This window comes from Streptomyces sp. NPDC002476, assembly GCF_042889785.1.
In the GTDB taxonomy this organism is placed as follows: domain Bacteria; phylum Actinomycetota; class Actinomycetes; order Streptomycetales; family Streptomycetaceae; genus Streptomyces.
In genome coordinates this window covers 21,278-44,970 of sequence record NZ_JBIARH010000045.1, presented here as the reverse complement: position 1 = coordinate 44,970, position 23,693 = coordinate 21,278, and the positions used below count along the sequence as shown (strand labels likewise).

The window sequence follows — 23,693 nt, the reverse complement described above, 5'->3', positions numbered from 1 at the left end:
TCGGCGGCCCCGGGGCGCGTGGTGCAGGTCATGACACCAGCATACAGAATCGAAACGAAATCCTTTCGTTTCATATATGGTCGGCGGCATGAGCACTCCCACCGGCACCCGTTCCGTCGGCGCGGCGGCGACCGTCTCCCGCCTGCGCACCGCCCACACCACCGGCCGTACCAGGCCCACAGCCTGGCGAAAGGCCCAACTACGCGCACTGCGCCGCCTGTTGGTCGAGCAGGAGGACGTGTTCGTATCGGCCCTGCGCGCCGACCTCGGCAAGAGCGCCGTCGAGGCGTACGTCACCGAGATCGGGTTCACCATCAAGGAGATCGACCACACCCTGCGCCGCCTGGACCGCTGGCTGCGTCCGCGCAGGGTCCCGGTGCCGTTGTCGCTCCAGCCGGCCCGGGCCCGTACCGTACGGGAACCGCTGGGAACGGTCCTGGTCATCAGCCCCTGGAACTACCCTTTGCAACTGGCACTGGCCCCGCTCGTCGGCGCGCTCGCCGCGGGCAACTGTGTGGTGGTCAAGCCCAGCGAACTCGCCCCCGCCACATCGGCGGCGCTGGCCCACTGGCTGCCCCGGGTCCTGGATCCGGCGGCCGTGGCCGTCGTCGAAGGCGGTGTGCCGGAGACGACGGACCTGCTGGAGCAGCGGTTCGACCACATCTTCTACACGGGCAACGGCACCGTAGGGCGCGTGGTCATGACTGCCGCGGCCCGCCATCTCACGCCGGTCACCCTGGAGCTGGGGGGCAAGAGCCCCGCCGTCGTCGAACCCGGCGCCGATCTCGCGACGGCGGCCCGCCGCATCGCCTGGGGCAAGTTCATGAACGCCGGCCAGACCTGCGTCGCCCCCGACTACGTGCTCGCGGTCGGCGACGCGGCGAGCGGGATCGAGTCCCATCTGACCGCGGCGATCCGGGAGATGTACGGCGACGACCCCGCCGCGAGCGCCGACTACGGGCGCGTCGTCGACGAGCGCCACTTCGACCGGCTGACGGCCCTGCTGGCGGACGGCCGGACCGTGACCGGGGGCGGCCACGACCGGGCGAACCGCTACATCGCCCCGACCGTGCTCGCCGATGTCGATCCCGGGTCGGGGGTGATGCGCGAGGAGATCTTCGGGCCGATCCTGCCGATCGTCCGCGTTCCCGATCTGGACGCGGCGATCGCGTTCATCACGGCCCGGGACAAGCCGCTGGCCCTGTACGCCTTCACGGCCTCGGGCCGCTCGAAGCGGCGGCTGGTCGCGGAGACCTCCTCGGGCGCCCTGGCCTTCGGCGTCCCCAACGCCCACCTCACCGTGCCGGGCCTGCCCTTCGGCGGCGTCGGCGAGAGCGGCCTGGGCGGCTACCACGGCCGGCACTCGCTGGACACCTTCAGTCACACCAAGTCCGTCCTCGACAAGCCGCTGCCGGCGGACACCCTGCGCGTGGCCTACCCGCCGTTCACCGCGGGCAAGGCGCGGCTGCTGCGCCGGTTGACGTGAGGGCGACGCCGCTCCCCCGGCCGCCCACCGGCACCGCTCCCCCGCCCCGGCCGCCCGCCCGCGCCCTTCCCGCGCCCCGGCAACGGGCGCGGCGGCGTCGCAAAACCGCCGCCACGCCGGGGCAACCGCCAGGCCGGGGGCAGCCGATGCACCGGGGTTGCCGACCTGCCGGGGCCGTCGGCACACCGGCGCCGTCGGCGGGCGCGGTCGTCAGCGCACCGGCGCGTCGAACCGCGGTGTCGTCGCGAGCAGATGGGAGACGTCCGTCCCGGCGGGCAGCTCCTGCGGCTCCGCGCCACGGACGAACAGCCGGGCGGGACGGGCGCCCCGCACCCGGGCATGACGCCCGTCGACCCGCAGCCACGAGCCCTCGCGCAGGCCGAGCACCGGCACGTCGTTCTCCTCCAGGAACTCGGTGAGCCGCTCCTCGCGCGTCTCGCCCTTGTGGGTGCTCTCCGGGTCGGGGTCGAGGTAGTGCGGGTTGATCTGGAACGGGATCAGCCCGAGCGTCTCGAAGGACGGCGGCTCCACGATGGGCATGTCGTTGGTGGTGCGCAGGGTGGGCGCCGCCATGTTCGTGCCGGCGCTGGCGCCCATGTACGGCAGCCCGTCGCGCACCGCCTCGGTCACGGCGTCCCGCAGCCCGGTCCGGTACAGGGCGCTCAGCAGCCGGAAGGAGTTGCCGCCGCCGATGAACACGGCGTCGGACGCGGCGAGTTCGGCGACCGGGTCGGCGTTCTCGTGCACGCCGCGAACGGTGATGCCGGACGGCGCGAGGGCGTCGCGGACGCGCGCGGTGTACGCGGTGTAGTCGGCGAGCGCGTACGGCACGAAGGCCAGCCGGGCGCCGGAGGGCAGGAACGCGGTGACGGTGTCGAGGGCGTGTTCCAGGTAACCGCGCCCGTACTGGGTGGAGTTGGAGAGCAGGAGCAGATTCACAAGGGGTCCTCTCGGTTCTCTTCGGTGTTGTCCGGGCCTCATACGGGTCACGGGCTCCCGGCCCCGCGCACGGGTCTCTTCCGGGCCATCAGGCGGTACGCGGGCGCCGGGCGCGCGACTTGGGGCGCTGCGGGGGCTGGGTGAGGCGCTTCTCCAGCAGCTGGGCGGCGTGGCGCAGGGGTTCGAGCCGGCCCTCGGGCGCCCCCCGGAAGAGTTCCTCGGCGCCGCCGAGGCTGAGGCTCCCGTACGGTTCGCGCCCCAGGAAGACGGGCACGGCGACGGTCGCGATGCCGGTGTCGTACTCGCCGACCGTCCAGGCGTACCCCTGGGAGCGGATCTTGATGAACTCCTCCTCCAGCCGGTCCGGATCGGTGACCGTCCGGTCGGTGAAGCGGGCCATGGGCCGGCCACGGAACAGCCGGTGGCGCTGCTCGTCGGGCAGGTACGCGTAGTAGGACTTGCTCGTCGCGCCGGCGTGCGCCGGGTAGAGCTCACCGACCAACGGGTGATAGCGCAGCGGTCCGGCCTTCCCCTCCTCGGCGGCGACGCACCGCATGTGGAAGCTGTCGGGCAGGCAGAACAGCACGGTGTCGCCGGTGACCCGGCGCAGCTCCTCCAGGACGGGCCCGGCCAGCAGCTCCAGTGATCCGGAACGCTCCCAGAGCCGGCCCAGCCGCAGCACGGCGGGGCCGATGCGGTAGCGGCGGGTGACGGGGTCGGAGACGAGGAAGCCGCGCCCGGCGAGGGTGGCGAGCAGCCGCTGGGCGACGGAGGTGTCCCACCCGAACTCCGCGGCGACCTCCGTGACGCCCCAGTCGGGCCGGGTCCGTTCGAAGGCGAGCAGCACGAGGAGCGCCCGGTCGACGGTTTGCAGTGCCCCGGCGGGGGTGCGCCGGTCGAGATCGAAGTCCGCCATGGCCATCTCACCATTCAGACGTGAATTGCAAATAACGGGAAACTGTTGCGTTCAACGCTATCCGATCCCGAATGTTGCCTCAGCACCCCGCCCCGTCTTCTTGCCCCCGCCGGGCGCGGGCCCGGGTGCCCGGACCGCACCTGCCGGTGTCCGGACGAGTGGGACCCGGATGCCCGGATGCGTGAAGCCCGGGTGTCCGGACGAGCGAGAAAGGCCCCTCATGTTGAAGTACGTGCTGGACATCGTCGATCTGCTGGACGATCCCCAGGTCGATGGCCAGGCGGTAGCCGGGTACCTCGACTCCGTCAGCGGGGCCGAGGGCGCATCCGCACAGGTCACCACGGTGACCGGCGAGCACGGCTCGACGGACTTCGTGCTGGTCCGCATCCCGGGTGCGCGAGGGCGCGCGTCCGGCGGCGACGCCCGCACGCTGGGCGTGGTGGGCCGGCTCGGCGGCATCGGCGCCCGGCCCGAGGTGACCGGCATGGTCTCCGACGCCGACGGGGCGGTCGCCGCGCTGGCCACCGCCGCCAAGCTGCTGGACATGCGCCGCCGCGGCGACGTGCTGCCCGGCGACGTGGTCGTCGCCACCCACATCTGCCCGAACGCGCCGACCGAGCCGCACGACCCGGTGCCGTTCATGGGCTCGCCCGTGGACATCGCCACCATGAACCGCCACGAGGTGACCGACGACATGGAGGCCGTGCTCTCCATCGACACCACCAAGGGCAACCGCATCATCAACCACAAGGGCCTCGCCCTGTCCCCCACCGTCAAGGAGGGCTGGGTGCTGCGGGTCAGCGAGGCGCTGGGCGAACTGCTGGCCGTGGTGACCGGTGAGCCGTTGGTCACGTATCCCGTGACCACGCAGGACATCACCCCGTACGGTAACGGTGCACACCACATCAATTCGATCCTCCAGCCCGCCACCGCGACGGCCGCCCCGGTCGTCGGCCTGGCTGTCACCTCGGCCGCCGCGGTGCCGGGCTGCGCCACGGGTGCGAGCCACGAGGCGGACATCGCCTCCGCCGCCCGCTACGCCGTGGAGGTCGCCAAGTCCTACGGCGGCGGCCACCTGGACTTCCACGACGCGGTGGAGTTCGACAACCTCGTCAGCCGCTACGGGTCGCTGGCTCACCTCCAGACCCTCGGCCGTACCCCCCAGGAGTCCTGATGGCAGCCACCCCGAAGGCCGGTGCCGCGACCCGCGCGGCGAGAAACGGCGACACCCGCGGGACGAGCGGCACCCCCGAGGCGAAGAGCATCGGCAGCGACGACTACTCGCTCTCCCGCGTCCCGCGCGACAAGCGGTTCGGTTTCTGGTCGATGCTGCTCCAGTGGCTGGCCCAGTCCGGTTCGATCTCGCAGTTCACCCTCGGCGCCACCATCGGTGTCGGGATGACGTTCGGGGACGCCTTCCTCGCGTTCACGCTCGGGGCGGTGATCCTGGAGGTCGTGATCTTCGCCATCGGCATGGCCGGCATGCGCGAGGGCCTGGCGACCCCGATGCTGACCCGCTGGGTGGGCTTCGGCCGCAACGGTTCCGCGCTGGTCAGCTTCGTCATCGCGGTGAGCCTGGTCGGCTGGTTCGGCGTCCAGAACACGATCTTCGGCAACAGCGTCTCCGCGCTCGTCGGCGGGCCGTCCTGGCTGTGGTGCGTTCTGGCGGGCATCGCCATCACCGCCCTGGTGATCTTCGGCTTCCGCTACATGGCCGTCTTCGCCAAGATCGTGACCCCGCTCTTCTTCGCGATGGTCGCCTGGTCGGTCGTCTCGACACTGAAGGACCACTCGATCGGCGATCTGATCGACTCGCCGGCCCCCGGCCCGACCATCCCGCTCGCCGTCGCCGCCACCGCCATCGCGGGCGGCTTCATGACCGGCGCGATCGTGGCCCCGGAGATGACCCGGTACAACAAGAAGGGCTCGCACGTCTTCCTGCAGAGCGCCTCGTCGATGATCCTGTCCGAGTACATCGTCGGCATGACCGGTGTGCTCCTGGGCCACCTGGTCAAGAGCAGCGAGGTCTCGCACATCGTGCTGTCCACCTCCGGTGTCTTCGGCGTCCTGGTGGTCCTGATGTCCACCGCGAAGATCAACGACTGGAACCTGTACGGCTCGTCGCTCGGCGTCGTCAACTTCTTCCAGGTCGTCTTCGGCAAGCGGCTGCACCGCGGGTTCATCACGATCGTCCTGGGTGTCGCGGGCACCGTCCTGTCCGCCGTCGGGATCATGACCCACTTCACCGACTTCCTGTCCGTGCTCGGCGTCGCGATCCCGCCGATCGGCGGCATCATCGTGGCCGAGTACTGGGTCGTGAAGCGGATGCGCAAGCCGCTGGACGACACGCGGGAGTCCGAGACCCTGCCGAAGACCTCGCCGACCTGGGTGCCGATGTCCCTCGTCATCTGGATCGCGGCGTTCTGCGTCGGCAAGTTCTACGACGGAGGCATCCCGGCCCTGAACTCGCTGGCCACCGCCTTCGTCCTGTACAGCGTCCTCGGCCTGCTGGGCTGGGTGAAGCCGTACGGCACCTCCACCCTGGACGACACGGACGCCGACGCCCCGGCCGCCCGTGACACGACCCCGGTGGGAGCAGCATGACCACCAGCGACCTTGGGAACGACATGACCAACCCCGACCCCGGCACTCCTCTCGTCCCGGCCTCCGAGCTGTCCCAGGACGAGGTCGTCACCCTCTGCGCCGAGCTGATCAGGTTCGACACCTCGAACCCCACCAGCGACGAGCGCGCCTGCGCCGACTGGGTGGTGGGCCGCCTCGCCGAAGTGGGCATCGAGTCCGAACTGGTCGAATCGGCCCCGGGCCGCGCCAACGTGATCGCCCGGATCGCGGGCGCCGACCCGGAGCGCGGCGCCCTGCTGGTCCACGGCCACCTGGACGTCGTACCCGCCGACGCCTCCGAGTGGCAGGTCCCGCCCTTCTCCGGCGAGATCCGCGACGGATATCTGTGGGGGCGCGGGGCGATCGACATGAAGGACACGGTGGCCGTCATGCTGGCCACCGCCCGTCACTTCGCCCGCACCGGCACCCAGCCCTCCCGTGACCTGGTCCTCGCGTTCCTCGCCGACGAGGAGGCGGGCGGGCAGTTCGGCGCCCACTGGCTGGTCGAGCACCGCCCGGACCTGTTCGCCGGGGTCACCGAGGCGATCGGCGAGGGCGGCGGCTTCTCCTTCGCGATCGACGGCACCCGCCGCCTCTACCCGATCGAGAACGCCCAGCGCGGCATGGCCTGGATGGAGCTGACCGCCACCGGCCGCGCCGGCCACGGCTCCTCCCCCAACGACGAGAACGCGGTCACCGACCTCGCGGAGTCGCTGGCCCGCATCGGCCGCGAGACCTTCCCGATCCGCCTGATCGAACCGGTGCGCGCCCTCCTCGAAGAGGCCGCCCGCCTCTACGGGGTCGAGTTCGACGAGGACGACATCGAGGGCAGCCTCGAACGGCTGGGCCCGGTCTCCGACTTCATGCAGGTGGTGCTCCGCAACTCCGCGAACCCCACCATGTTCGACGCCGGTTACCAGACCAACGTCATCCCCGGAAAGGCGACGGCCCGGGTGGACGGCCGCTTCCTGCCCGGCCACGAGCAGGAGCTGATCGACACCATCGACCGGCTCCTCCTGCCCTCGGTCACCCGCGAGTGGGTCAACCACGACATCGCGATGGAGACGACGTTCGACGGCCCGCTGGTCGACGCCATGTGCGCGGCGGTACGCGCCGAGGACCCGGACGGCCACCCCGTCCCGTACTGCAACCCGGGCGGCACCGACGCCAAGGCGTTCACCCGCCTCGGCATCCGCTGCTTCGGCTTCAAGGGCCTCAAGCTCCCGCACGACCTGGACTACGGCCGCCTCTTCCACGGCGTGGACGAACGCGTGCCCCTGGAGGGCCTGCGCTTCGGCGTCCGCGTCATGACCCGACTCTGGCAGAGCTGCTGACCACCACATCGCAGCCCCGCCGGACGGCCCGACCCGGGCTCACCCCCCGTACGCCCCCACCGGACACCCCGCCCGGTGGGGGCGTACGGCGTCGCGGGGCGGTTCCGCGAGGAGTCGACCCGCTCCGCGGTCAGGGTTTCTTCAGGGGTCAGGGTTTCTTCAGGTCCAAGCGGAAGGACGGGCAGGTGTCGGGATCATCGTTCTCGTAGATGACGGCACGATCGGAGTCCACTGCGATCGCCAGGAGATCTACCGTGTCGCCACGCAGCATGTCCCTGGGCTTGTCGAAGTGCAGCCGCAGCAGAGGGGATGCGTCCGAGGTGGTAGGCCGGTCGATCTCCCACGTGCCGGAGCCGTCGAAGGTTTCGCCCAGTTCGGCCCGGTAGTAGTCCCCGGTGGGCCAGTTCCGCACTGTGAGTGTGCCGCCCGCCTGCCCCGGAGCGGTGGTGAGGGTCAGGCGTACGCCTTTCGCGTCCCGGACGCCCTCGAAGGTACCGGCGAGATCGACCGAGCTCACTGCGGTGGACCCCTGCGGGACACAACGTTCGAACGCGTCGGAACCGCACCCGCTGACCGTTCCGGCGAGAGCCACGACCACGAACAAAGCCCCGCGAGCGCGGGAGAGACAGGAGTTCATCGGTGTTGCTCCCCGCCTGCCGGAATGCGCTCGGTCCACACGATCGTCTGGCCTACGGTGGAGAACAAGCCCTCGTCCCGGTTGAAGTTCTCCAACCAGTCGTAGTAGCCGACATAGTGGAGGAAGGATTCGTTGCTTGTGTTGTTCTCCAGGGTGTATTGGACGATCAGTGATCCGTCCGGGTCCTGTCCCTGGACCTTGTAGTCCAGGGAGTAGGAGCCCACGAAGGCTTCGCCCAAGTGGTCTTCGTCCCCCGTGACGATCGCGGGCAAGTCGGTGAACACCAGCTTCTTCAAGGCTCCGATCTTCCCTCCGGCAGAGATCGAGTAACTGACAGTGCCATCCGTCTTGCCCTGCTCACGCCACTCCGCGAGGGTGTCCTCGCGCAATTGCTCCATGCTCACGCTGGACCGGATCGCCTTGGTCATCTCGTCGTCGACCGCGTACTCCCGCTCGCGCGGGCCGATACCGGTCACCCAGTCCCGGCCCAGCTCGTACGGGCCCTCGCCCTTGTGCACGGGGTAGGGGTCCTTGCCACTCAGGATCCGGCTGAACGCGTTGTAGTCGTCCTCGTTGATCTTGTCGGTGTTGTCGATGTCTCTGTGCTGCGGGTCTCTGTTGAACCACGTCCCCAGCCCGATGTCCGCCATCAGGGCGAACGCCAGATTCTGGTCAGCGACGATGCCCCGCTTGACCAGGTCGACGATCTCCCGTGAGGCATCTTCGATGATCTTCTCCTCCTCCGAACCCTTCTCGATCACCGTGGACCGGCCCCCGATGGTGGAGGGTGAGACGGAACCGTCCGGATAGATGAAGAGGCCCTTGTCCTCAGCCCGTCGCACGGCGTCCTGAAGCGCGGCTTTCACAGCCTTCAGTTCGCCCAGGGCGTCTTCGAGCACCCCCGCCACGGCTGCCGCGACCTTGGTGGCCTGCTCCAGTTGCCGCTGGATGTCGTCGATCATCCGCCAGGCATAGGGAGCCGCGGCGCCCTCCCAGTAGCCCTTGTCACGCAGTGGGCCGAGCATCTCGTCGTGCACCCGCTTGCCCAGTCCGCTGATGCCCTTGTGTGCGGTCCGCCACTGGTCGACGACCTTCTGCAACGGGCCCAAGTCGGTGTCCAGGATCTCGCGATAGAAAGAAACCACTACAGCCCTTCGAGCAGTGACCTACGCGGCCGCACGTTGCGGACAGCCTCATCGACGGCAACGTCCGCCCTGGTGTAGTCGCGGGCGCCGGCCCGGAGACTTTCGGCGATGTGACCGAGCCAGGCTGCCACAGTGCCTGCCTGTTGTTCCCAACGCTTGTGAGCCTCGCGCAGAGCACGAGCCGACTGCCAGTCCGAAAGCGCGGATACCGCGGCCCGGACCGGGGCTTCGAGCGAGGCGGCGGGTTGGGAGAACGCGGTGAGAATCTCATCCGCCCTGTCGGCAGCCTTGTTGAGGACGGACGGCGTGATCCTGAGCTGCTCCCCCTGCCCCTGACCGCCCGTGCCAGGGGAACCGGGGGGCATGAGGAGCGGCGGCTGGGGCCGGAGTGGTGAAGTCGGCTGGAGCGGAACGGGAGCCGTGGGGTCGGCGTAGCTGTCTGCAGGCGGCGCCTGGTACAGCGATTCCGCCCACTCGAGGTCACGCTTTTTCAATTCGTCCGGCGTGAGCGGAAGTGCATCCGGCTTCGGTAGTGATGTGTCGGCCATGAGCGTCCTTGATCGCCTTCCTCGTTCTCCCTCGCAGACCAGTGCCGGGAGCGAGACTAATAGTGATCAGGAACTCATGACGCCCTGCTCGTCGAGACGTCGAGGCGCGGCAGAAGCCCGAGGCCTCGAAGCAGCACGTGACGGCTCGGTTCCGCCCCGGCCAATGGAGAAGAACTGCTGGTGCTCCATGCCCATGGGGCATTCACCGAGAAGGCGTGCCCGGCTCAGGGCACAGCCCGCTCCAGGCCATGTTCGACGCCGGTTACCAGACCGACGTCATCCCCGGAAAGGCGACGGCCCGGGTGGACGGCCGCTTCCTGCCCGGCCACGAGCAGGAGCTGATCGACACCATCGACCGGCTCCTCCTGCCCTCGGTCACCCGCGAGTGGGTCAACCACGACATCGCGATGGAGACGACGTTCGACCTATGCGGTGAGGCCGGTGGGCGTCTCCGCCATGTCGCCGAGCGTTGGGGAGCCTGCCATGGGCGCATCTCCTTCTCCTACTGCAGGCAGAACCACTGCCGCCCGGCACCACCACGAATGGCTGATCAGACCGTCGGCGGCCCCGCCTCGATGCGGCGCAGCACCGGAGAGAGGCGGTCCAGGTCGGGGCCGGTCTGGACCTGTCGCTCGTCCCACCAGGTGGCACCGGCGTCGCGCAGGGGACCGATCACGTCCCTGGCCTTCGCCGCGTCCGGGGGTGTGGCACCGCCGAGCACGAACTCGAAGGGGCGCTCGGCCCCGGCTGTACGGTGCTTGCGCACATAGCCGACCAGCTCGCGTACCTCCGCCACGTCCGGCACATGACCATGCCGGGCCGTCTCGAAAAGCGGCACCGCGCTGCCCGCCGTATGGGCGCACGACGCGGCCAGAACCCGCCGATCCACACCGGCGGACCGGGCCGTTGCACAGTGGCGGGCAGCAGCGCCACATCCCGGACCTCGTAGTGCCGACCGTGGTGCTTCACCGGTTCACCGGACCAGAAGCGGCCCAACAGCCCCAGTCCCTCGTCCAGCCGCTCGGCGAGGAGGCGCGGCTCGGCCGCGTCGCCGAAGCTGTGGTATTCGTCCTCGATCGGACCGCCCAGGCCCGCGGCGAAGATCACCCGGCCGCCGCTGAGGTGGTCCAGGGTAGCCACTTGGCGGGCCAGTTGCTGTGGACGGTAACGGGGAACCGGCGTCAGCAGGGTGCCCAGCCGGATCCGAGAGGTGGCCAGCGCGGCCGCGGTCAGCAGCATCCAGGGGTCTCCGAAGGGACGCCCCTGGTGCCGCCGATGCAGTACGTGGTCCCAGATGAAGAGGCCGTCCCAACCGGCCTGTTCGGCGGCAGCCGCAACGGTCGCGACGCTACGGGGGTCGGCGAAGTCACCGAAGTTCGGGATGTTGACGGAAAAGCGCATCCCAGCAGGATGCGCAGCCGGGCACGAAGCAGCAACCAGATTCGCCAGCAGTGTCACACCTTCGGCGGGGGCATACGGCACGATGGGGCGCCACCCCGGGCGCGGACGCGTGGACCAGGCCACCGACGCGACGAAGGTCCCTGCCCACACGTGGCAGGGACCTTCGCTCAGGAAACATCAGGCAACGGTGTCGTCGGCCTTCACCTCGTCGACGAACGCCAGCCAGGCGGCCGCCGGGAACACGCAGACGCCCTGCCCGGGGTCCTTGGAATCCCGGACAGCCATCACCCGCCCGTCGAGCCGAGCGCCTTCGACACATTCACCGCCCTGGTCATTGCTGTAGCTCGACTTGAACCAGTGGGCACCGGCGGGCTCACGAGTGGTCATGTGAATCAATGCTCCTTGATCGCTTCTCTGATCATGCCGAGAGATTCCTCTGGCCCCACGGCAAGAATCTGGAGGTCGTTGAACGCCTCTTCGTACAGGCACACATCGGCGCGTCTCCGGGTGACCGACGCCCCGCCGAGGTTCTCCAGGTAGACGATGGACTGCGCGTCGTCGAACCGGAGCAGCGTGAAGGCGCCGTTCATTCCAGGGTGTGCGCCCGCCTTGAAGGGGATGACCTGCACCCGCACCGAGGGCAGCTCGGCCACCGCCACCAGATGCTCTATCTGCGCCCGCATGACGGCCGGACCGCCGACCCGGCGATGGAGAACCGCCTCGTTGATGACCGCCGCGAACTTGAGTGGCGCCGACTCACGGTGGAGCGCCTCCTGCCGCGTCATCCGTACGTCTACGAGTCGGTCGATCTCGTCGGCGGAAAGTCTCTCGTGCGCGCGCCGGTGGATGGTGCGCACATAGTCACCCGTCTGGAGGAGACCGGGGACGAACTCGCCCTCGTACTTGTGGAGTGCCGCGGCCGTGGCCTCCAGCCCCAAGTACGCCTTGAACGTGGGCTCGATGGCAGGCCGGTACTCGGGCGACTGCCACCAGTCCTTCTTGGTCTTGGTGACGGCCGCGTACCCCAGCAGCAGGGCCCGCTTCTCGGGGGACGCCCGGTAGATCTCGCAGAGCGCCATCACGTCCGCGGTCTCCACCACCGAGTTCTCCCCCGTCTCCAGCCTCGTCAGCTTCGACGGGCTGCAGATCAGAGTGCGAACCACTTGGGTGGACGTGAGACCGGCTTCCTGCCGGAGCTGACGGAGCTCGCGGCCTAACTGGAGGCGGCAGAGGGCGGGGGTCGCCGACTCCACATCCGTGATCATCTTCTGCCTCCCAGGGAGCGTTACCCAGTGTGACGGAGAATGTCCCGCTGCCGCAAGGAGCTTTCTGCGTCACGGCAGAAGGCATCGCGCGGGGCGTGAACGGACCGCCGCAGCACTGAACTTCACGCGGAAAACCGCTTGCAGAAACCCGCTGCGACGCTTCCAAGATATCGACCTCACTGTCACGATTACCACCAGTTGCCAATAAAGCGCACAGGGCAACCGATGCATGGCCATGCCTTGTGCGCCCCCATGCCCAAGGCCCAGGAGCCCCCCCATGAAAGACCTCACGTCGAGCCTGCCGCCGGCACCGGACACGAACGAACTCCCCCTGGACGTCGAGACCGCGGAACGGGCAACCAACGGTGCGCTCGCTCTCCGGCTCGGCACCACCACCCGGCAGGAGATCGACGAGTGGACGGCCCAACTGCGCGGCCGCATCGTCCTCTTCGCCGAGGAGGCACTCGGGCAGGAACGGACCACCGCCACACGAGCCGCCCGGTGGGAGGTCGACCAACTCCTCGCGTCCACGCCGGGCGACGGCGTTCTCGTCTTCAACGCCTACCAGCACCTGCGCGACCTCGCCCGGCTGCTGCGGTGGCTGGTCGCCGAGTACCGGAAAAAGACGGAGGCCGTCACCTCGCCCCTTCCCGCTCGGCCGTCCCCAGACGCTCTCGCCGACAGCAACGGCCACTGCCTCCCGGAGCATGAGGCCGTGCCTCCGAAGGACAGGACGTGAGCGAACTCCGTCGGCAGATCGCGTACATCATCTGCCTCGCCGCCCTCGGCTGCTCGCTGGCCGTAGCGGTGCTGCGATGAACTCACCGAACAACAACACAGCGGCCGAGCTGCGCGCGAAGTTCGGTGCCGCCCTCTGCGAGGGACATTCGAGCGGATGGCTGGCCGCGTTCGCCGACGTGCCACGGGAGCACTTCATCCCCGTCTTTCTCAGGCAGGACGAGCAGGGCGCATGGAATGAAGTGTCTGCTGCCGACCCCGGCTATCTGGAGACCGTGTATTCGGACACGGCCTTGACGACGCGACTCGACGAAAACGGTGTCCCGACCTCGTCGTCGAGTGAACCCGGGTTGATGCTGGACGCGCTGGACGCGCTGGACGCGCTGGACGCGCAGGTCGGCGACACGGTGTACGAGCTGGGCACGGGTACCGGGTACAACGCTGCTCTGCTGGCATCGCGCCTGGGCAGCGACAGTGTGGTAAGTGTGGACGTCGATCCCGAACTGGTGCTCCTCGCCCGCGAACGGCTGGCCCAACACCGACTCCGGCCCCTCACGTTCGCCGGGGACGGCGCCGAGGGTTACCCGGCCCGCGCGCCGTACGACCGCGTCATCGCCACGGCCGGACTCCGGTGCATCCCGCCCCCGCTCCTGTCCCAGGTACGTGAAGGCGGGGTGATCGTCGCTCCTGTCGGTTTCGGTGTGGCAAGGGTCGTTGTCCCGGACGGCGGCGAGGCGGCTGGGCAGTTTCTCCCGACGCCCGCGTTCTTCATGCCGCGGCGCACGGCGGGAAGGAGTCCCGACTTTGCGGGCCTGGAAGTCCGACCGGTGGAGAGGGCTTCGGTTCCGGTCCAGGACGTGCTCGACCGGTTGAGGTTTCCGCTGTCGCTCGCGCTCCCCGGATACCACTCGTGTTCCTGGCGTGACGACGAGGGCAACCTGACCGGTGTGGGACTGTGGGTGGACGACGGTTCCACGGCCACGGCCCACGTCGGCGGAAAGGTCCGGCAGATCGGCCCTCGTCGGCTCTGGGACACCGTTGAGGAACTGGCCTCGATCTTCTCGAAGGGCACCCCCGCCCGTGAGGACTTCGGGCTCGCGATCACTCCGGACAGCCAGCGTGCCTGGTATCGCGTGCCGGACGGCCCTTCCTGGACCCTGCTTTGACGGCCGTAGATCACGGCGAAGTGGACGCCCCGCCCGCGCCCCCGCCAGGCGCGTACGGCACGATGGGGCGCCGTCGAACGCGTACCCGCATCACCGCGCCCACCAGGAGGAACCCGTGACCGCCGAGTCCGTCGCCGAGCCGTCGCCGGAGATTCTCGCCGCCTTCCAGGCCGCCAAGGGCTTCATGCCGGTGGTGGAGGGGCTCGCGCTGTACCGGGCCGCCGTGGAGGGTGCCGCGCTGGGGCTGCCGGTCCTCGAAGTGGGCACGTACTGCGGGCGCTCCACCATCCTGCTCGCCGACGTCGCCCGCGCGGCCGGGGTGACGGCGCTGACCGTGGACCACCACCGGGGCAGCGAGGAGCAGCAGCCGGGCTGGGAGTACCACGACCCGACCGTGGTGGACCCGGAGGTGGGGCGGATGGACACGCTGCCGACGTTCCGCCGGACGCTGTACGCGGCAGGGCTGGAGGACCACGTCGTGGCCATGGTCGGGCGGTCCCCGCAGGTCGCGGCCGTCTGGAGCGGGAAGCTGGGCTTCGTCTTCATCGACGGCGGGCACACCGACGAGCACGCGAACGGCGACTACGAGGGCTGGGCGCCGCATGTCGCCGAGGGCGGGCTGCTGGTGATCCATGACGTGTTCCCGGACCCGGCGCACGGCGGGCAGGCCCCGTACCGGATCTATCTGCGGGCGCTGGCCTCCGGCGCGTTCGCCGAGGTGTCGGTCACGGACTCGCTGCGGGTGCTGCGGCGCACGGGGCCGGGGATCTGAGCCCGACGTTCCGAGGCCGGGGATCCGGGCCGGGGACGGAGGCGGCAGCCGTCGACTGCGGTACGGGCAGCCCGCGTACAGGCCGGTGCGGACCCGGGCGTCGGGCCCGGTAGCACGCGCGGGCGTCGGGCCCGGGGCGTGCACGACGGGCGGCCGGGGGCACCCCCCGATAGCATCGCGTGGTGCCGTACGACGAGAGCGTTCCCCCCACCCCGCGCCGCCGGCCCCAGCGTGCCGCTGCCGCGCTCGCAGCCATATCCCTGTGCCTGACCGCCGCCGGTTGCGGCGCGGCCTCCGACGACGGGCTTTCCGGGCAACCGGCCGAGCCCCGGCCGGGCAGTGACGGCACCTCCGCCGCGTCCTCGGCCCCGGTGCCGGGCCGGACGTCCGCCGCCCCGTCGACCCCGTCCGGTCCGTCCTCGAAGGCCGTGGACCGCGCGGTGTCCGGGCCGCTGTCCGGGAAGACCGTCGTCATCGACCCCGGGCACAACCCCGACAACCGCCTGCACACCCGTGAGATCAACCGTCAGGTGGACGTCGGCACCGGGCGCAAGGAATGCGACACCACCGGCACGTCGACCGACGCCGGTTACGCGGAGGCCCGGTTCACCCTGGACGTCTCGCGCCGGGTGCGCGATCTCCTGCGGGCGCAGGGGGCGAAGGTCGTGCTGACGCAGGACGGCGACCGCCCGTACGGGCCGTGCGTGGACGAGCGGGCCCGGATCGGCAACGCGGCGAAGGCCGACGCGGTGGTGTCGGTGCACGCGGACGGTTCCGCGGTCGGCAACCGGGGATTCCACGTGATCCTCCCCGGCCTGGTGCGTGCCGGAAAGGCGGACACCTCGAAGATCGTCGACCCGTCCCGCGAGCTCGGCGCGCGGATCGCCGGTCTCTTCCTCCGCGCCACCGGAAGTGCGCCCTCCAATTACATCGGCGACAAAACCGGGTTGGATGTTCGTAAGGATCTGGGCGGACTGAATTTGTCGACCGTGCCCAAGGTGTTCATCGAATGCGGCAATATGCGTGACCCGAAGGACGCCGCCCTGCTCACCAGTGCGGGATGGCGGCAGAAGGCGGCGCAGGGCATCGCCGACGGCATCAGCGGCTACTTGAAGGGGTAGTAGGAGGACGTTCTGAGGCGAAACCGGGGGAAGTGCGTTCACGGTTCCCTGCCGACGCACGGCCCGGCGGGGCAGACGATAGATTCATCCGTACGATGGGGAGCCACCCCCGAGCTTCGCGCCGTGACCGCCCGCCGGCGGCGACGGCGACCACCCCGATGAGACGACCGACGAAGGACCTTCACGTGAATATGCGCTCCCTCACTAGAGGCGACGGCGTGGTGATCGGAGCAGCGGTGGTGCTGTTCATCGCCTCTTTCCTCAACCTCAGCAGTTATGAGTGCCCGCCGGGCATCAACTGTTCCAATTACTCGGCCCCGAACGCCTGGGACGCGCTTTCGTTGCTCATGAGCGTCTTCCTGGGCGGCATCATCGCGGCGGCGCTCGTCGTCGTGGGCCGCACCATGCCGAGCCGCAAGGTGCTCGGCTTCGAACTCGGCCAGTTCGGTGCCGCGTTCAGCGTCTTCGTGCTGTGGACGGCGTTCTGGACGCTGATCGACGCCAGCAACGCGGGCGCCAGTCTGATCCTCGGTCTGCTGGGTGCGGTCCTGCTCGCGGTCGGCGCGGTCGGCACACCGCTGATCCCCGCCCTCAAGGCGCCGCTGATGGGTGCGCCGAGCCCGGCCCCGCAGGCCGTGCAGTCGCCGTACGGCGGCCAGCCGCAGGCCGCCGGCCAGGGGTACGGCTACCCCGGTGCCCAGCAGCAGCCGTACGGGGCGCAGCCGGGTCAGCCGCAGGCGTACGGCGCGCAGCCGCACGCCGGTCAGTCGCAGGCGGGCCAGCCGCAGGGCGGTCAGCCCCAGGCCGGTCAGGCGCACGCGCAGGCGGGGCACTCCCAGGCAGGGCAGCCGCAGGGCGGTGCGCCGGCCGGTGACTTCGCGCCGTTCTGGTTCGCGGTGCCGGTGGCGCGCCCGCTGTACGGCGAGGACGGTTCGCCGTCGCCGATCGCCGAACTGGCGCCGGGCACCTGGTACCTCGCGGTCGAACAGCGCGGTTCGGCGCTCGTCGCGCAGACCCAGGACGGCCGTCGCGGCGTGCTCCAGGACACCACGGGCATCCAGCGCGGCTGAGAGCCTGTCGGCCGGCCTCTGGCCGAGCAGTGGCCCCTCGCCCTTCCGGGCGGGGGGCCACTGCCGTACCCTCCCTCCTGCACCAGGGATCTGATAGGGCGTCAGAAACGTGGGAGGTGACGGGATGCGGCTCGGACTCGCGCTCGGATACTGGGGCCGCGGCCCGGACCCCGGCCATCTGGAACTCGCCCGGGAGGCGGAGCGGCTGGGGTACGCCTCGGTGTGGACGGCGGAGGCGTGGGGTTCCGACGCGTTCACTCCCCTGACCTGGATCGCCGCGCACACCTCCCGCATCCGGCTGGGCACCGCCGTCGCGCAGATGGCGGCGCGCACCCCGACCGCCACCGCCATGCAGGCCCTCACTCTCGACCATCTCTCCGGCGGCCGGATGATGCTGGGGCTGGGGCTGTCCGGGCCGCAGGTGGTGGAGGGCTGGTACGGACGGCCGTTCCCCCGCAGCCCGTTGACCGCGACCCGCGAGTACGTCGACGTGATCCGACAGGTCCTCGCCCGCGAAGCTCCCGTCGTGCTGGACGGGCGCTTCCACTCCCACCCGTACGGCGGCCCGGACGGCACTGGTCTGGGCAAGCCGCTGAAGTCCATCACCCACCCGCTGCGCGCTCGGCTCCCCGTACTGCTCGGGGCGGAGGGGCCGAAGAACATCGCGCAGACCACCCGGATCGCCGACGGCTGGCTGCCGTTGTACTGGTCGCCGCTGCGTCCCGAGGTGTACGAGGCGTCGCTCACCGGCCTGCCCGAGGGGTTCCTGATCGCGCCGATGGCCCGCGCGCGGGTCTGCGACGACGTCGCCGAGGGGCTGTTGCCGGTGAAGGCGATGCTCGGCTTCTACATCGGCGGGATGGGGCACGCGGCCCGCAACTTCCACGCCGATCTGATGGCGAGGATGGGGTTCGAGGAGGAGGCCCGGCGCGTCCAGCGGCTCTTCCTCGAAGGGCGCAGACAGGAGGCGGTGCTGGCCGTGCCGGACGCGTTCGCCGACGAGATCTCGCTGGTCGGCCCCCGGGAGCGCATCGCGGAGCGGCTGGAGCTGTGGCGTGCGGGGCCGGTGACCGACCTGCTGGTGACGGCACCGGACCCGCACACACTGCGGGTGCTCGCGGATCTCAACTGACGGCCCCGGGCGGCCGGTCCGGGTCCCTGGGCCAGGAGGCGGCGGGCTCGGCCGGTACGGGGACCCGGCGCGCGGCACGCGTGGGGTCCGGGCGGTCCGGGTCCGTGGGCCAGGCACCGGTGACGCCCGCCGGTACGGACCGCGCGGGTGGCACGGGCGGCGCGGGCCGGGAACGCGACCGGGTGGCGGCGCGCTCCCAGGGCTGCGGGTCCGGGTACGTCAGAAGCTCCAGGGTGCTGCCCCAGGGGGTGCGCAGATACGCGAACCGGTTGCGCTCCCCCGCCTCGGGTCCAGGCAGCGGCTGGGGCGGGGCGAGGAGGGTGGCTCCGGCGGCCACGCAGTCCCGTACGGCGGCGTCCAGGTCGTCGGCGTAGAGCGCCACGTGCTGCCAGCCGAAGTCGCAGGGCCGCACCGGGGGTTCGCGGCGCGGGCCTTCGAACTCGAACAGCTCGATGCCCGGCCCCTCGACGGCCGGGCCCGCGCCGGGGATGGCCAGCATCCTGACCGCCAGTTGCTGGGTGCCGGCCGGGACCCCGAGCCGCTGCTCGACGTCCCGGCCGCCCCGTGGCCCGTCGTGGCGGCGCAGGGTGTCGTAGAGCACCACGGCGCCGAACGCCCTGACGAGGAAGAGGGTGGCGGTCTCCAGGTCGGGGACCGTGACCCCGATGTGGTCGATGCCTCGCACGCTTGTGGCCGTCATGGGTTCACCGTTCCTGTCCCGGCGCCGCGCGGACCGCGCCGCCCGTCCCGTCGCTCCCGGCGCGGATGCCCTCCGGGAGGGTGCCGTCGCGCGACCAGGCCAGCAGTTCCCCGGCCGGCCATGTGGTGACGACGCGTTCCGCCGGGACACCGCACTCCTCGGCGCGGGCGCAGCCGTGGATCTGCCAGTCCAGCTGGCCGGGCGCGTGCGCGTCGGTGTCGACGGCGAACAGGACGCCGGCGTCGACGGCGCGGCGCAGCAGGCGGCGGGGCGGGTCGAGCCGCTCGGGCCTGCTGTTGATCTCCACGGCCGTTCCCGCCTCCGCGCAGGCGGCGAAGACCCGGTCCGCGTCGAACCGCGACTCCGGACGACCGCGGCCGGTGAGCAGGCGGCCGGTGCAGTGGCCGAGGATGTTCGCGTGCGGGTGGCGGACGGCGGCGATCAGGCGCCTGGTCATCGGCGCGGCGTCCATCCGCAGCTGGGAGTGCGCGGAGACCACCACGACGTCCAGTCGCTCCAGCAGTTCGTCGTCCTGGTCGAGGGAGCCGTCGGGGAGGATGTCGCACTCGATGCCGGTGAGCAGCCGGAACGGCGCCCATCGGGCGTTCAGCTCGGCGATCTCGTCCAGCTGTCCGCGCAGCCGCTGCGGGGAGAGTCCGTTCGCGACGGTCAGCCGGGGCGAGTGGTCGGTGAGGACCGCCCACTCGTGACCCAGTTCCGCGGCCGTGCGGCCCATCTCCTCGATGGGGCTGCCGCCGTCCGACCAGTCGGAGTGCAGATGGCAGTCGCCGCGCTGGAGGGCCAGCAGGTCGGTGCCGCCCTCGGGGCGCGGCCCGGCGGCGGCCGACTCCTCCAGCCGCGCCAGGTAGCCGGGCACGTTCCCGGCCAGCGCCTCGCGGATCACCTCGGCGGTCCTCGGCCCGATACCCCTGACCGACTCCAGCGAGCCGTCCTCGGCACGCCGTGCCGCCTCTCCGTCCGCCATGCCGGCCACCGCCGCGGCGGCCGTGCGGAACGCCTGTACACGGTAGGTGTCGGCGCCGCCGCGTTCGAGCAGGAAGGCGATCCGTTTCAGGGCGCGGACGGGCTCCATCGGCACCTCCACAGGGCCGCCGGGCACGAGGCTCCGGGCGCCGCGGCACCCGGCACCGCAAGCTGTCCCTTCCAGCTTGGCCCAGCACGGCCCCGCCCGCACAGCAGCGACGGGGCCGTGCCCTCGTGCCCGTGCCTCGGACCCGTGCCCGGGGCCGCTTCCTCCCCGTGGACCGACGCGGCATCGGCCCGCCGGGCCCCGGCCCCGTGTGTCCGGGGGCTCAGAACGAGGTGCGCTCCAGCCAGAAGTCCAGCAGCTCGGCGTCCCCCAGCACCTCCACCCGGTCGCTGTCTGCCGGGAGGCGCCGGTTGAAGACCAGCATCACGTCGGTGAGCGGGCCGCGCAGCGCCACGGAGGCCTTCTCGTGGGCGCGCCGCCAGGCGAAGCCGCCCTCACCGAGCTCGATCAGCCACTCGGCGTCCGGGGCGTCCGTGGCGTGCAGATGGATCGAACGCCCGGGGCCGGTCAGTTCCAGGGCTTCCTTCCTGTATCCCGTGGAACGTACGAAGGTGATGATCTCCAGCCACTCGTCGATGGTGTCGGCGGCGAGTTCGGGGGCCACCGCGTAGTCGGCCCCTGCGGCGAGCGCCGCGTCGGCCTGGTGGACGATGGTCTCGTGCGCCATGCGGCGCGCCCAGAAGCCCGTGCTCGGCTCCCACGCCCAGGACCACACCTCCTGGCCCGGTCCGGCCGCTCGCAGCGCCTCGACGGTCTTCGCCGCGCCCTCCGCCAGCCAGGCGTCGAGGGCGGCGGGGTCGTCACCCTCGGGCGAGGACCCCGGTACGGCGTCCGGCGGGAGCGCCTCGGTGGCCCGGGTGCGTACGATCTCGCCGACCCAGCGATGGGCTCCGCCCACGTGCACGGCGAGGTCGCGCAGGTTCCAGTCGGGGCAGGTCGGCACGGTCGCGGAGAGGTCCGCGCCGCGAAGCACGGACCTCAGCGCGTCGGTGCGGCTGATGATCTCGTCACAGTAGAGGTCGTGCGCAAGTGTTCCCATGCCCCGACCCTAACGAATGGGCCGCGCCAACCACGGGCATCATCCGGCGAGTTGGGATGCGCTCGGCACCTTGTCCTTGACCTCGGCCCCGGCGCTGCGTCCCGCGCCCTTGACGTTGTCGATGACGTCCTCGAAGGCACCGATGTCGCCCTCGCCCGCCTGGCCCCTGCGGAGCTTCTCGCCGAGTCCCTTGAGCGACTCGATGCCCGCCGTGAGCGGTGCGACCGCCTTCGACAGCAGTGGGTCGCCCTTGGCGTTGGCCACGGCGGCCTTCAGCCGGTCGTACGCGAACCCGCCCGCCAGCCCGGCCTTGACCAGGGTGAGCTGACGCCCGTCCGCGCCCTTCTTGAACTTGCCCGCGCGGTACGGCTTCACGATCCACTGGTACGTCGCTCCGGCGGCGAGCCCCGCGTTGGCGACGAACCTCGTCTTGGCGAGCCTCTGCTTCTGCGCCGACGAGGTGTCGCCCGGGGACACGGAGCCGCTCACGCTCCTGGTGCCGCCGCCGTCGCCGCCGCAGCCGGCGATCCCCACCAGCACGGTGCAGGACAACAGCAGTGACAGGAGCAGACGGTGCGCCGGTACGCGACCGGTCACGGCGGAACTGGACACGGCGAACCTCCCTGGCCCGGTCCGTGGCGACGGTCGCCACGGTGAGCGCGCCACGGGCACTCCTCCTCAGGCTCACCCGGCCCCGGGCGGTACGCCACCCGGAGCCCGGCGCTAATTCGAAGGCTCCCGGCAGCAGTCCGGTTCCAGTCCGCGCGGCAGGCGTTCGCCGCCGAACACGGCGGTGGTGGCCTCGTCGCCGCCGAGCGCGGCGACCGCGAGCAGCAGCGAACCGGCGGTCCAGGTGGTGAGTTCCTGGGGCCAGAAGTCCTGGTTGCCCTCGAAGACGTACCCCGTCCAGTACAGGCCGCCGTCCGCGCGCAGGTGCCCGATGGACTGGAGGATCTCCAGCGCCCGGTCGGATTCGCCCATCACCCAGAGCGCCAGGGCGAGTTCACAGCTCTCGCCGCCGGTCACCCACGGGTTGGGCAGCACGCAGCGCACCCCGAGGCCGGGAACGACGAAGCGATCCCAGCCCTCGTCGATCCGTTCCCTGGCCGCCGCTCCGGTGACCGCGCCGCCGAGGACCGGGTAGTACCAGTCCATCGAGTAGCGGCTCTTGTCCAGGAAGCGCTCGGGGTGCTCCCGGATCGCATGACCGAGGGCTCCGGCCGCCAACTCCCAGTCGGGCTGCGGCTCCTCGCGCCGTTCGGCGATGGCCAGCGCGCAGCGCAGGGCCTGGTGGATGGAGGAGCAGCCGGTCAGCAGTGCGTCGTGGACGGGGGTTCCGTCGGCCTCGCGCTTCCAGCCGATCTGGCCGCCGGGCCGCTGAAGGCGCAGCACGAACTCGACGGCGGCGTAGACGGTCGGCCACATCCGGTCGACGAAAGCGTCGTCGCCGGTGGCCAGGTAGTGGTGCCAGACACCGACGGCCACGTAGGCGCAGAAGTTGGTCTCCAGGCCGCGGTCGGTCGGCTGCTCCGGGTCGCCGTCGTGGTAGGCGGCGTACCAGGAGCCGTCACCGTTCTGGTGCCGGGCCAGCCAGGTGTACGCGCGTTCCGCGGCGGCGTGTTCGCCCGCGGCGTCGAGGGCCATGGCGGCCTCGACGTGGTCCCACGGGTCGAGGTGGTGGCCCCGGAACCACGGCAGGGCGCCGTCCTCGCGCTGCACGGCGAGCAGGGCGGAGACGGTCTCGGCGGCCTGCTCGGCGGTGAGGACCCCGGGCAGGACGAGGTGTTCGGTCTGCTCGGGAGTGGTCACGCCTCGGCCCTGGACAGATCCTCGGCGGCATCGCGAGCGGTACCGGTGGCGGCGGTGGCGGCGGCGTGACCGGTCCCGGGCGGGTGCGGCTTGGTCGCGTACGCAACGAAGCTCTTGCCGACCACCGGATTGAGCAGCTGCTCGGTGATCCGGGTGAGGGCGGGCTTCTTCATGATGTCCCAGACCAGCAGCTTGTGGTACGCGCGGACGGGCAGCGCCTTGTCGTTGTCGACGCCGAACGCGCACTTGAGCCACCAGTACGGCGCGTGCAGGGCGTGGGCGTGGTGGGTGCCGTACGGTTTGAGTCCGGCGCCGCGCATCCTGGCGAGCAGTTCATCGGCCTTGTAGATGCGGATGTGGCCGCCCTCGACCTCGTGGTAGGCGTCGGAGAGCGCCCAGCAGACCTTCTCGGGGCCGTAGCGCGGAACGGTGACGGCGATCCGGCCGCCGGGCTTGAGGACCCGCACCATCTCGGCGAGCACGCCCTTGTCGTCGGGGATGTGTTCCATGACCTCGGAGATGATCACGACGTCGAACGACTCGTCGGGGAACGGCAGGTTGAGGGCGTCACCCTCCATCGCGGTGGCGGTGGCGCCCTCGGGGGCCTCCCCCGCCTCCTTCATCGCGGCGAACCACTTCGCGACCTCGCGGATCTCCTCGCCGTTCCGGTCGAGGGCCACGACCCGGGCGCCGCGCCGGTAGCACTCGAAGGCATGGCGTCCGGCGCCGCAGCCCAGGTCGAGCACCCGGTCGCCTGTGGCGAGCGGGAAGCGGGTGAAGTCCACGGTCAGCACGGGCGCCT

Annotated in this window: 23 protein-coding genes and 1 pseudogene; 10 read left to right on the top strand and 14 right to left on the bottom strand. The window is 70.9% G+C overall.

The features are described 5' to 3' along the window. Positions 1 to 88 precede the first annotated feature (88 nt). Positions 89 to 1,486, top strand: coding sequence for an aldehyde dehydrogenase family protein (locus ACFYXM_RS32240; RefSeq protein ID WP_389294738.1), 1,398 nt, complete (start codon positions 89 to 91; stop codon positions 1,484 to 1,486). A gap of 210 nt (positions 1,487 to 1,696) precedes the next feature. Here ACFYXM_RS32240 and pepE read toward each other — a convergent pair whose 3' ends face one another. Both pepE and ACFYXM_RS32230 read right to left on the bottom strand, forming a co-directional pair. After that, positions 1,697 to 2,425 carry a dipeptidase PepE gene (pepE, locus tag ACFYXM_RS32235; RefSeq protein WP_389294736.1) on the bottom strand — a complete coding sequence of 243 codons (729 nt, stop codon included), beginning with the start codon at positions 2,423 to 2,425 and terminating at the stop codon, positions 1,697 to 1,699. An 88-nt stretch (positions 2,426 to 2,513) separates the two neighbouring features. Further along, entirely contained in the window at positions 2,514 to 3,347 is an 834-nt protein-coding gene (locus tag ACFYXM_RS32230) for an IclR family transcriptional regulator (protein WP_389294734.1), read from the bottom strand. A gap of 214 nt (positions 3,348 to 3,561) precedes the next feature. Here ACFYXM_RS32230 and ACFYXM_RS32225 point away from each other — a divergent pair, with 214 nt between their 5' ends. From ACFYXM_RS32225 to ACFYXM_RS32215, 3 genes are read left to right on the top strand one after another with little or no spacing between them, the layout of a single operon-like run. Then, positions 3,562 to 4,515, top strand: a complete 954-nt coding sequence (locus ACFYXM_RS32225; RefSeq protein WP_389294732.1) for a DUF1177 domain-containing protein — start codon at positions 3,562 to 3,564, stop codon at positions 4,513 to 4,515. Beyond that, on the top strand, positions 4,515 to 5,945 hold the full coding sequence (locus ACFYXM_RS32220) for a cytosine permease (RefSeq protein ID WP_389294730.1): 1,431 nt from the start codon (positions 4,515 to 4,517) through the stop codon (positions 5,943 to 5,945). Before ACFYXM_RS32225 ends, ACFYXM_RS32220 begins: the two co-directional genes overlap by 1 nt. Then, entirely contained in the window at positions 5,942 to 7,297 is a 1,356-nt protein-coding gene (locus tag ACFYXM_RS32215) for a M20/M25/M40 family metallo-hydrolase (RefSeq protein ID WP_389294728.1), read from the top strand. The genes ACFYXM_RS32220 and ACFYXM_RS32215 overlap by 4 nt, the downstream gene beginning before the upstream one ends. Before the next feature lie 148 nt (positions 7,298 to 7,445). On the opposite strand, the gene ACFYXM_RS32210 is transcribed toward ACFYXM_RS32215, so the two are convergent. The 6 genes and pseudogenes from ACFYXM_RS32210 to ACFYXM_RS32185 all read right to left on the bottom strand — a co-directional run bounded on the left by ACFYXM_RS32210 (position 7,446) and on the right by ACFYXM_RS32185 (position 12,293). Continuing rightward, a complete protein-coding gene (locus tag ACFYXM_RS32210; protein ID WP_389294726.1) occupies positions 7,446 to 7,814 on the bottom strand; it encodes a hypothetical protein in 369 nt (122 codons plus the stop codon). A 116-nt stretch (positions 7,815 to 7,930) separates the two neighbouring features. Further along, positions 7,931 to 9,079, bottom strand: a complete 1,149-nt coding sequence (locus tag ACFYXM_RS32205) for a hypothetical protein (RefSeq protein ID WP_389294724.1) — start codon at positions 9,077 to 9,079, stop codon at positions 7,931 to 7,933. Further along, positions 9,079 to 9,627, bottom strand: a complete 549-nt coding sequence (locus ACFYXM_RS32200) for a hypothetical protein (protein WP_389294723.1) — start codon at positions 9,625 to 9,627, stop codon at positions 9,079 to 9,081. The genes ACFYXM_RS32205 and ACFYXM_RS32200 overlap by 1 nt, the downstream gene beginning before the upstream one ends. A 550-nt stretch (positions 9,628 to 10,177) precedes the next feature. Continuing rightward, positions 10,178 to 11,028: pseudogene (locus ACFYXM_RS32195) on the bottom strand (LLM class flavin-dependent oxidoreductase). Positions 11,029 to 11,205: 177 nt separating this feature from the next. Next, positions 11,206 to 11,415 (bottom strand): DUF397 domain-containing protein, encoded by a 210-nt coding sequence (locus tag ACFYXM_RS32190; protein ID WP_389294721.1) that lies wholly within the window; start codon positions 11,413 to 11,415, stop codon positions 11,206 to 11,208. Positions 11,416 to 11,420: 5 nt separating this feature from the next. Further along, the gene (locus tag ACFYXM_RS32185; protein ID WP_389294720.1) at positions 11,421 to 12,293 is read right to left on the bottom strand and encodes a helix-turn-helix domain-containing protein; all 873 of its coding nucleotides are present in this window, start codon (positions 12,291 to 12,293) and stop codon (positions 11,421 to 11,423) included. A gap of 277 nt (positions 12,294 to 12,570) precedes the next feature. On the opposite strand from ACFYXM_RS32185, the gene ACFYXM_RS32180 reads away from it, so the two are divergent. The 6 genes from ACFYXM_RS32180 to ACFYXM_RS32155 all read left to right on the top strand — a co-directional run bounded on the left by ACFYXM_RS32180 (position 12,571) and on the right by ACFYXM_RS32155 (position 18,292). Further along, positions 12,571 to 13,032 (top strand): DUF6415 family natural product biosynthesis protein, encoded by a 462-nt coding sequence (locus ACFYXM_RS32180; RefSeq protein ID WP_389294718.1) that lies wholly within the window; start codon positions 12,571 to 12,573, stop codon positions 13,030 to 13,032. Between the two features lie 76 nt (positions 13,033 to 13,108). Continuing rightward, the gene (locus ACFYXM_RS32175; RefSeq protein ID WP_389294717.1) at positions 13,109 to 14,197 is read left to right on the top strand and encodes a methyltransferase domain-containing protein; all 1,089 of its coding nucleotides are present in this window, start codon (positions 13,109 to 13,111) and stop codon (positions 14,195 to 14,197) included. Between the two features lie 115 nt (positions 14,198 to 14,312). Further along, positions 14,313 to 14,969: a class I SAM-dependent methyltransferase gene (locus ACFYXM_RS32170; protein WP_389294715.1), complete on the top strand. Its 657-nt coding sequence runs from the start codon at positions 14,313 to 14,315 to the stop codon at positions 14,967 to 14,969. Positions 14,970 to 15,151: 182 nt separating this feature from the next. Then, positions 15,152 to 16,090 carry an N-acetylmuramoyl-L-alanine amidase gene (locus tag ACFYXM_RS32165; RefSeq protein WP_389294714.1) on the top strand — a complete coding sequence of 313 codons (939 nt, stop codon included), beginning with the start codon at positions 15,152 to 15,154 and terminating at the stop codon, positions 16,088 to 16,090. Positions 16,091 to 16,275: 185 nt separating this feature from the next. Then, positions 16,276 to 17,160, top strand: a complete 885-nt coding sequence (locus tag ACFYXM_RS32160; protein WP_389294712.1) for a hypothetical protein — start codon at positions 16,276 to 16,278, stop codon at positions 17,158 to 17,160. A gap of 124 nt (positions 17,161 to 17,284) precedes the next feature. After that, positions 17,285 to 18,292, top strand: a complete 1,008-nt coding sequence (locus tag ACFYXM_RS32155; protein ID WP_389294710.1) for an LLM class F420-dependent oxidoreductase — start codon at positions 17,285 to 17,287, stop codon at positions 18,290 to 18,292. On the opposite strand, the gene ACFYXM_RS32150 is transcribed toward ACFYXM_RS32155, so the two are convergent. The 6 genes from ACFYXM_RS32150 to ACFYXM_RS32125 all read right to left on the bottom strand — a co-directional run bounded on the left by ACFYXM_RS32150 (position 18,285) and on the right by ACFYXM_RS32125 (position 23,685). Beyond that, entirely contained in the window at positions 18,285 to 18,992 is a 708-nt protein-coding gene (locus ACFYXM_RS32150) for a VOC family protein (RefSeq protein ID WP_389294708.1), read from the bottom strand. The two genes, ACFYXM_RS32155 and ACFYXM_RS32150, sit on opposite strands and share 8 nt — an antisense overlap. Positions 18,993 to 18,996: 4 nt before the next feature. After that, positions 18,997 to 20,085, bottom strand: a complete 1,089-nt coding sequence (locus tag ACFYXM_RS32145; protein ID WP_389294706.1) for a PHP domain-containing protein — start codon at positions 20,083 to 20,085, stop codon at positions 18,997 to 18,999. 220 nt (positions 20,086 to 20,305) lie between these two features. Then, positions 20,306 to 21,082, bottom strand: coding sequence for a maleylpyruvate isomerase family mycothiol-dependent enzyme (locus ACFYXM_RS32140; protein WP_389294704.1), 777 nt, complete (start codon positions 21,080 to 21,082; stop codon positions 20,306 to 20,308). A 39-nt stretch (positions 21,083 to 21,121) separates the two neighbouring features. Then, positions 21,122 to 21,679: a hypothetical protein gene (locus tag ACFYXM_RS32135; RefSeq protein ID WP_389294748.1), complete on the bottom strand. Its 558-nt coding sequence runs from the start codon at positions 21,677 to 21,679 to the stop codon at positions 21,122 to 21,124. A 126-nt stretch (positions 21,680 to 21,805) separates the two neighbouring features. Continuing rightward, on the bottom strand, positions 21,806 to 22,891 hold the full coding sequence (locus ACFYXM_RS32130; RefSeq protein ID WP_389294702.1) for a prenyltransferase: 1,086 nt from the start codon (positions 22,889 to 22,891) through the stop codon (positions 21,806 to 21,808). Continuing rightward, positions 22,888 to 23,685: a class I SAM-dependent methyltransferase gene (locus tag ACFYXM_RS32125; protein ID WP_389294700.1), complete on the bottom strand. Its 798-nt coding sequence runs from the start codon at positions 23,683 to 23,685 to the stop codon at positions 22,888 to 22,890. The genes ACFYXM_RS32130 and ACFYXM_RS32125 overlap by 4 nt, the downstream gene beginning before the upstream one ends. Positions 23,686 to 23,693: the final 8 nt, after the last annotated feature.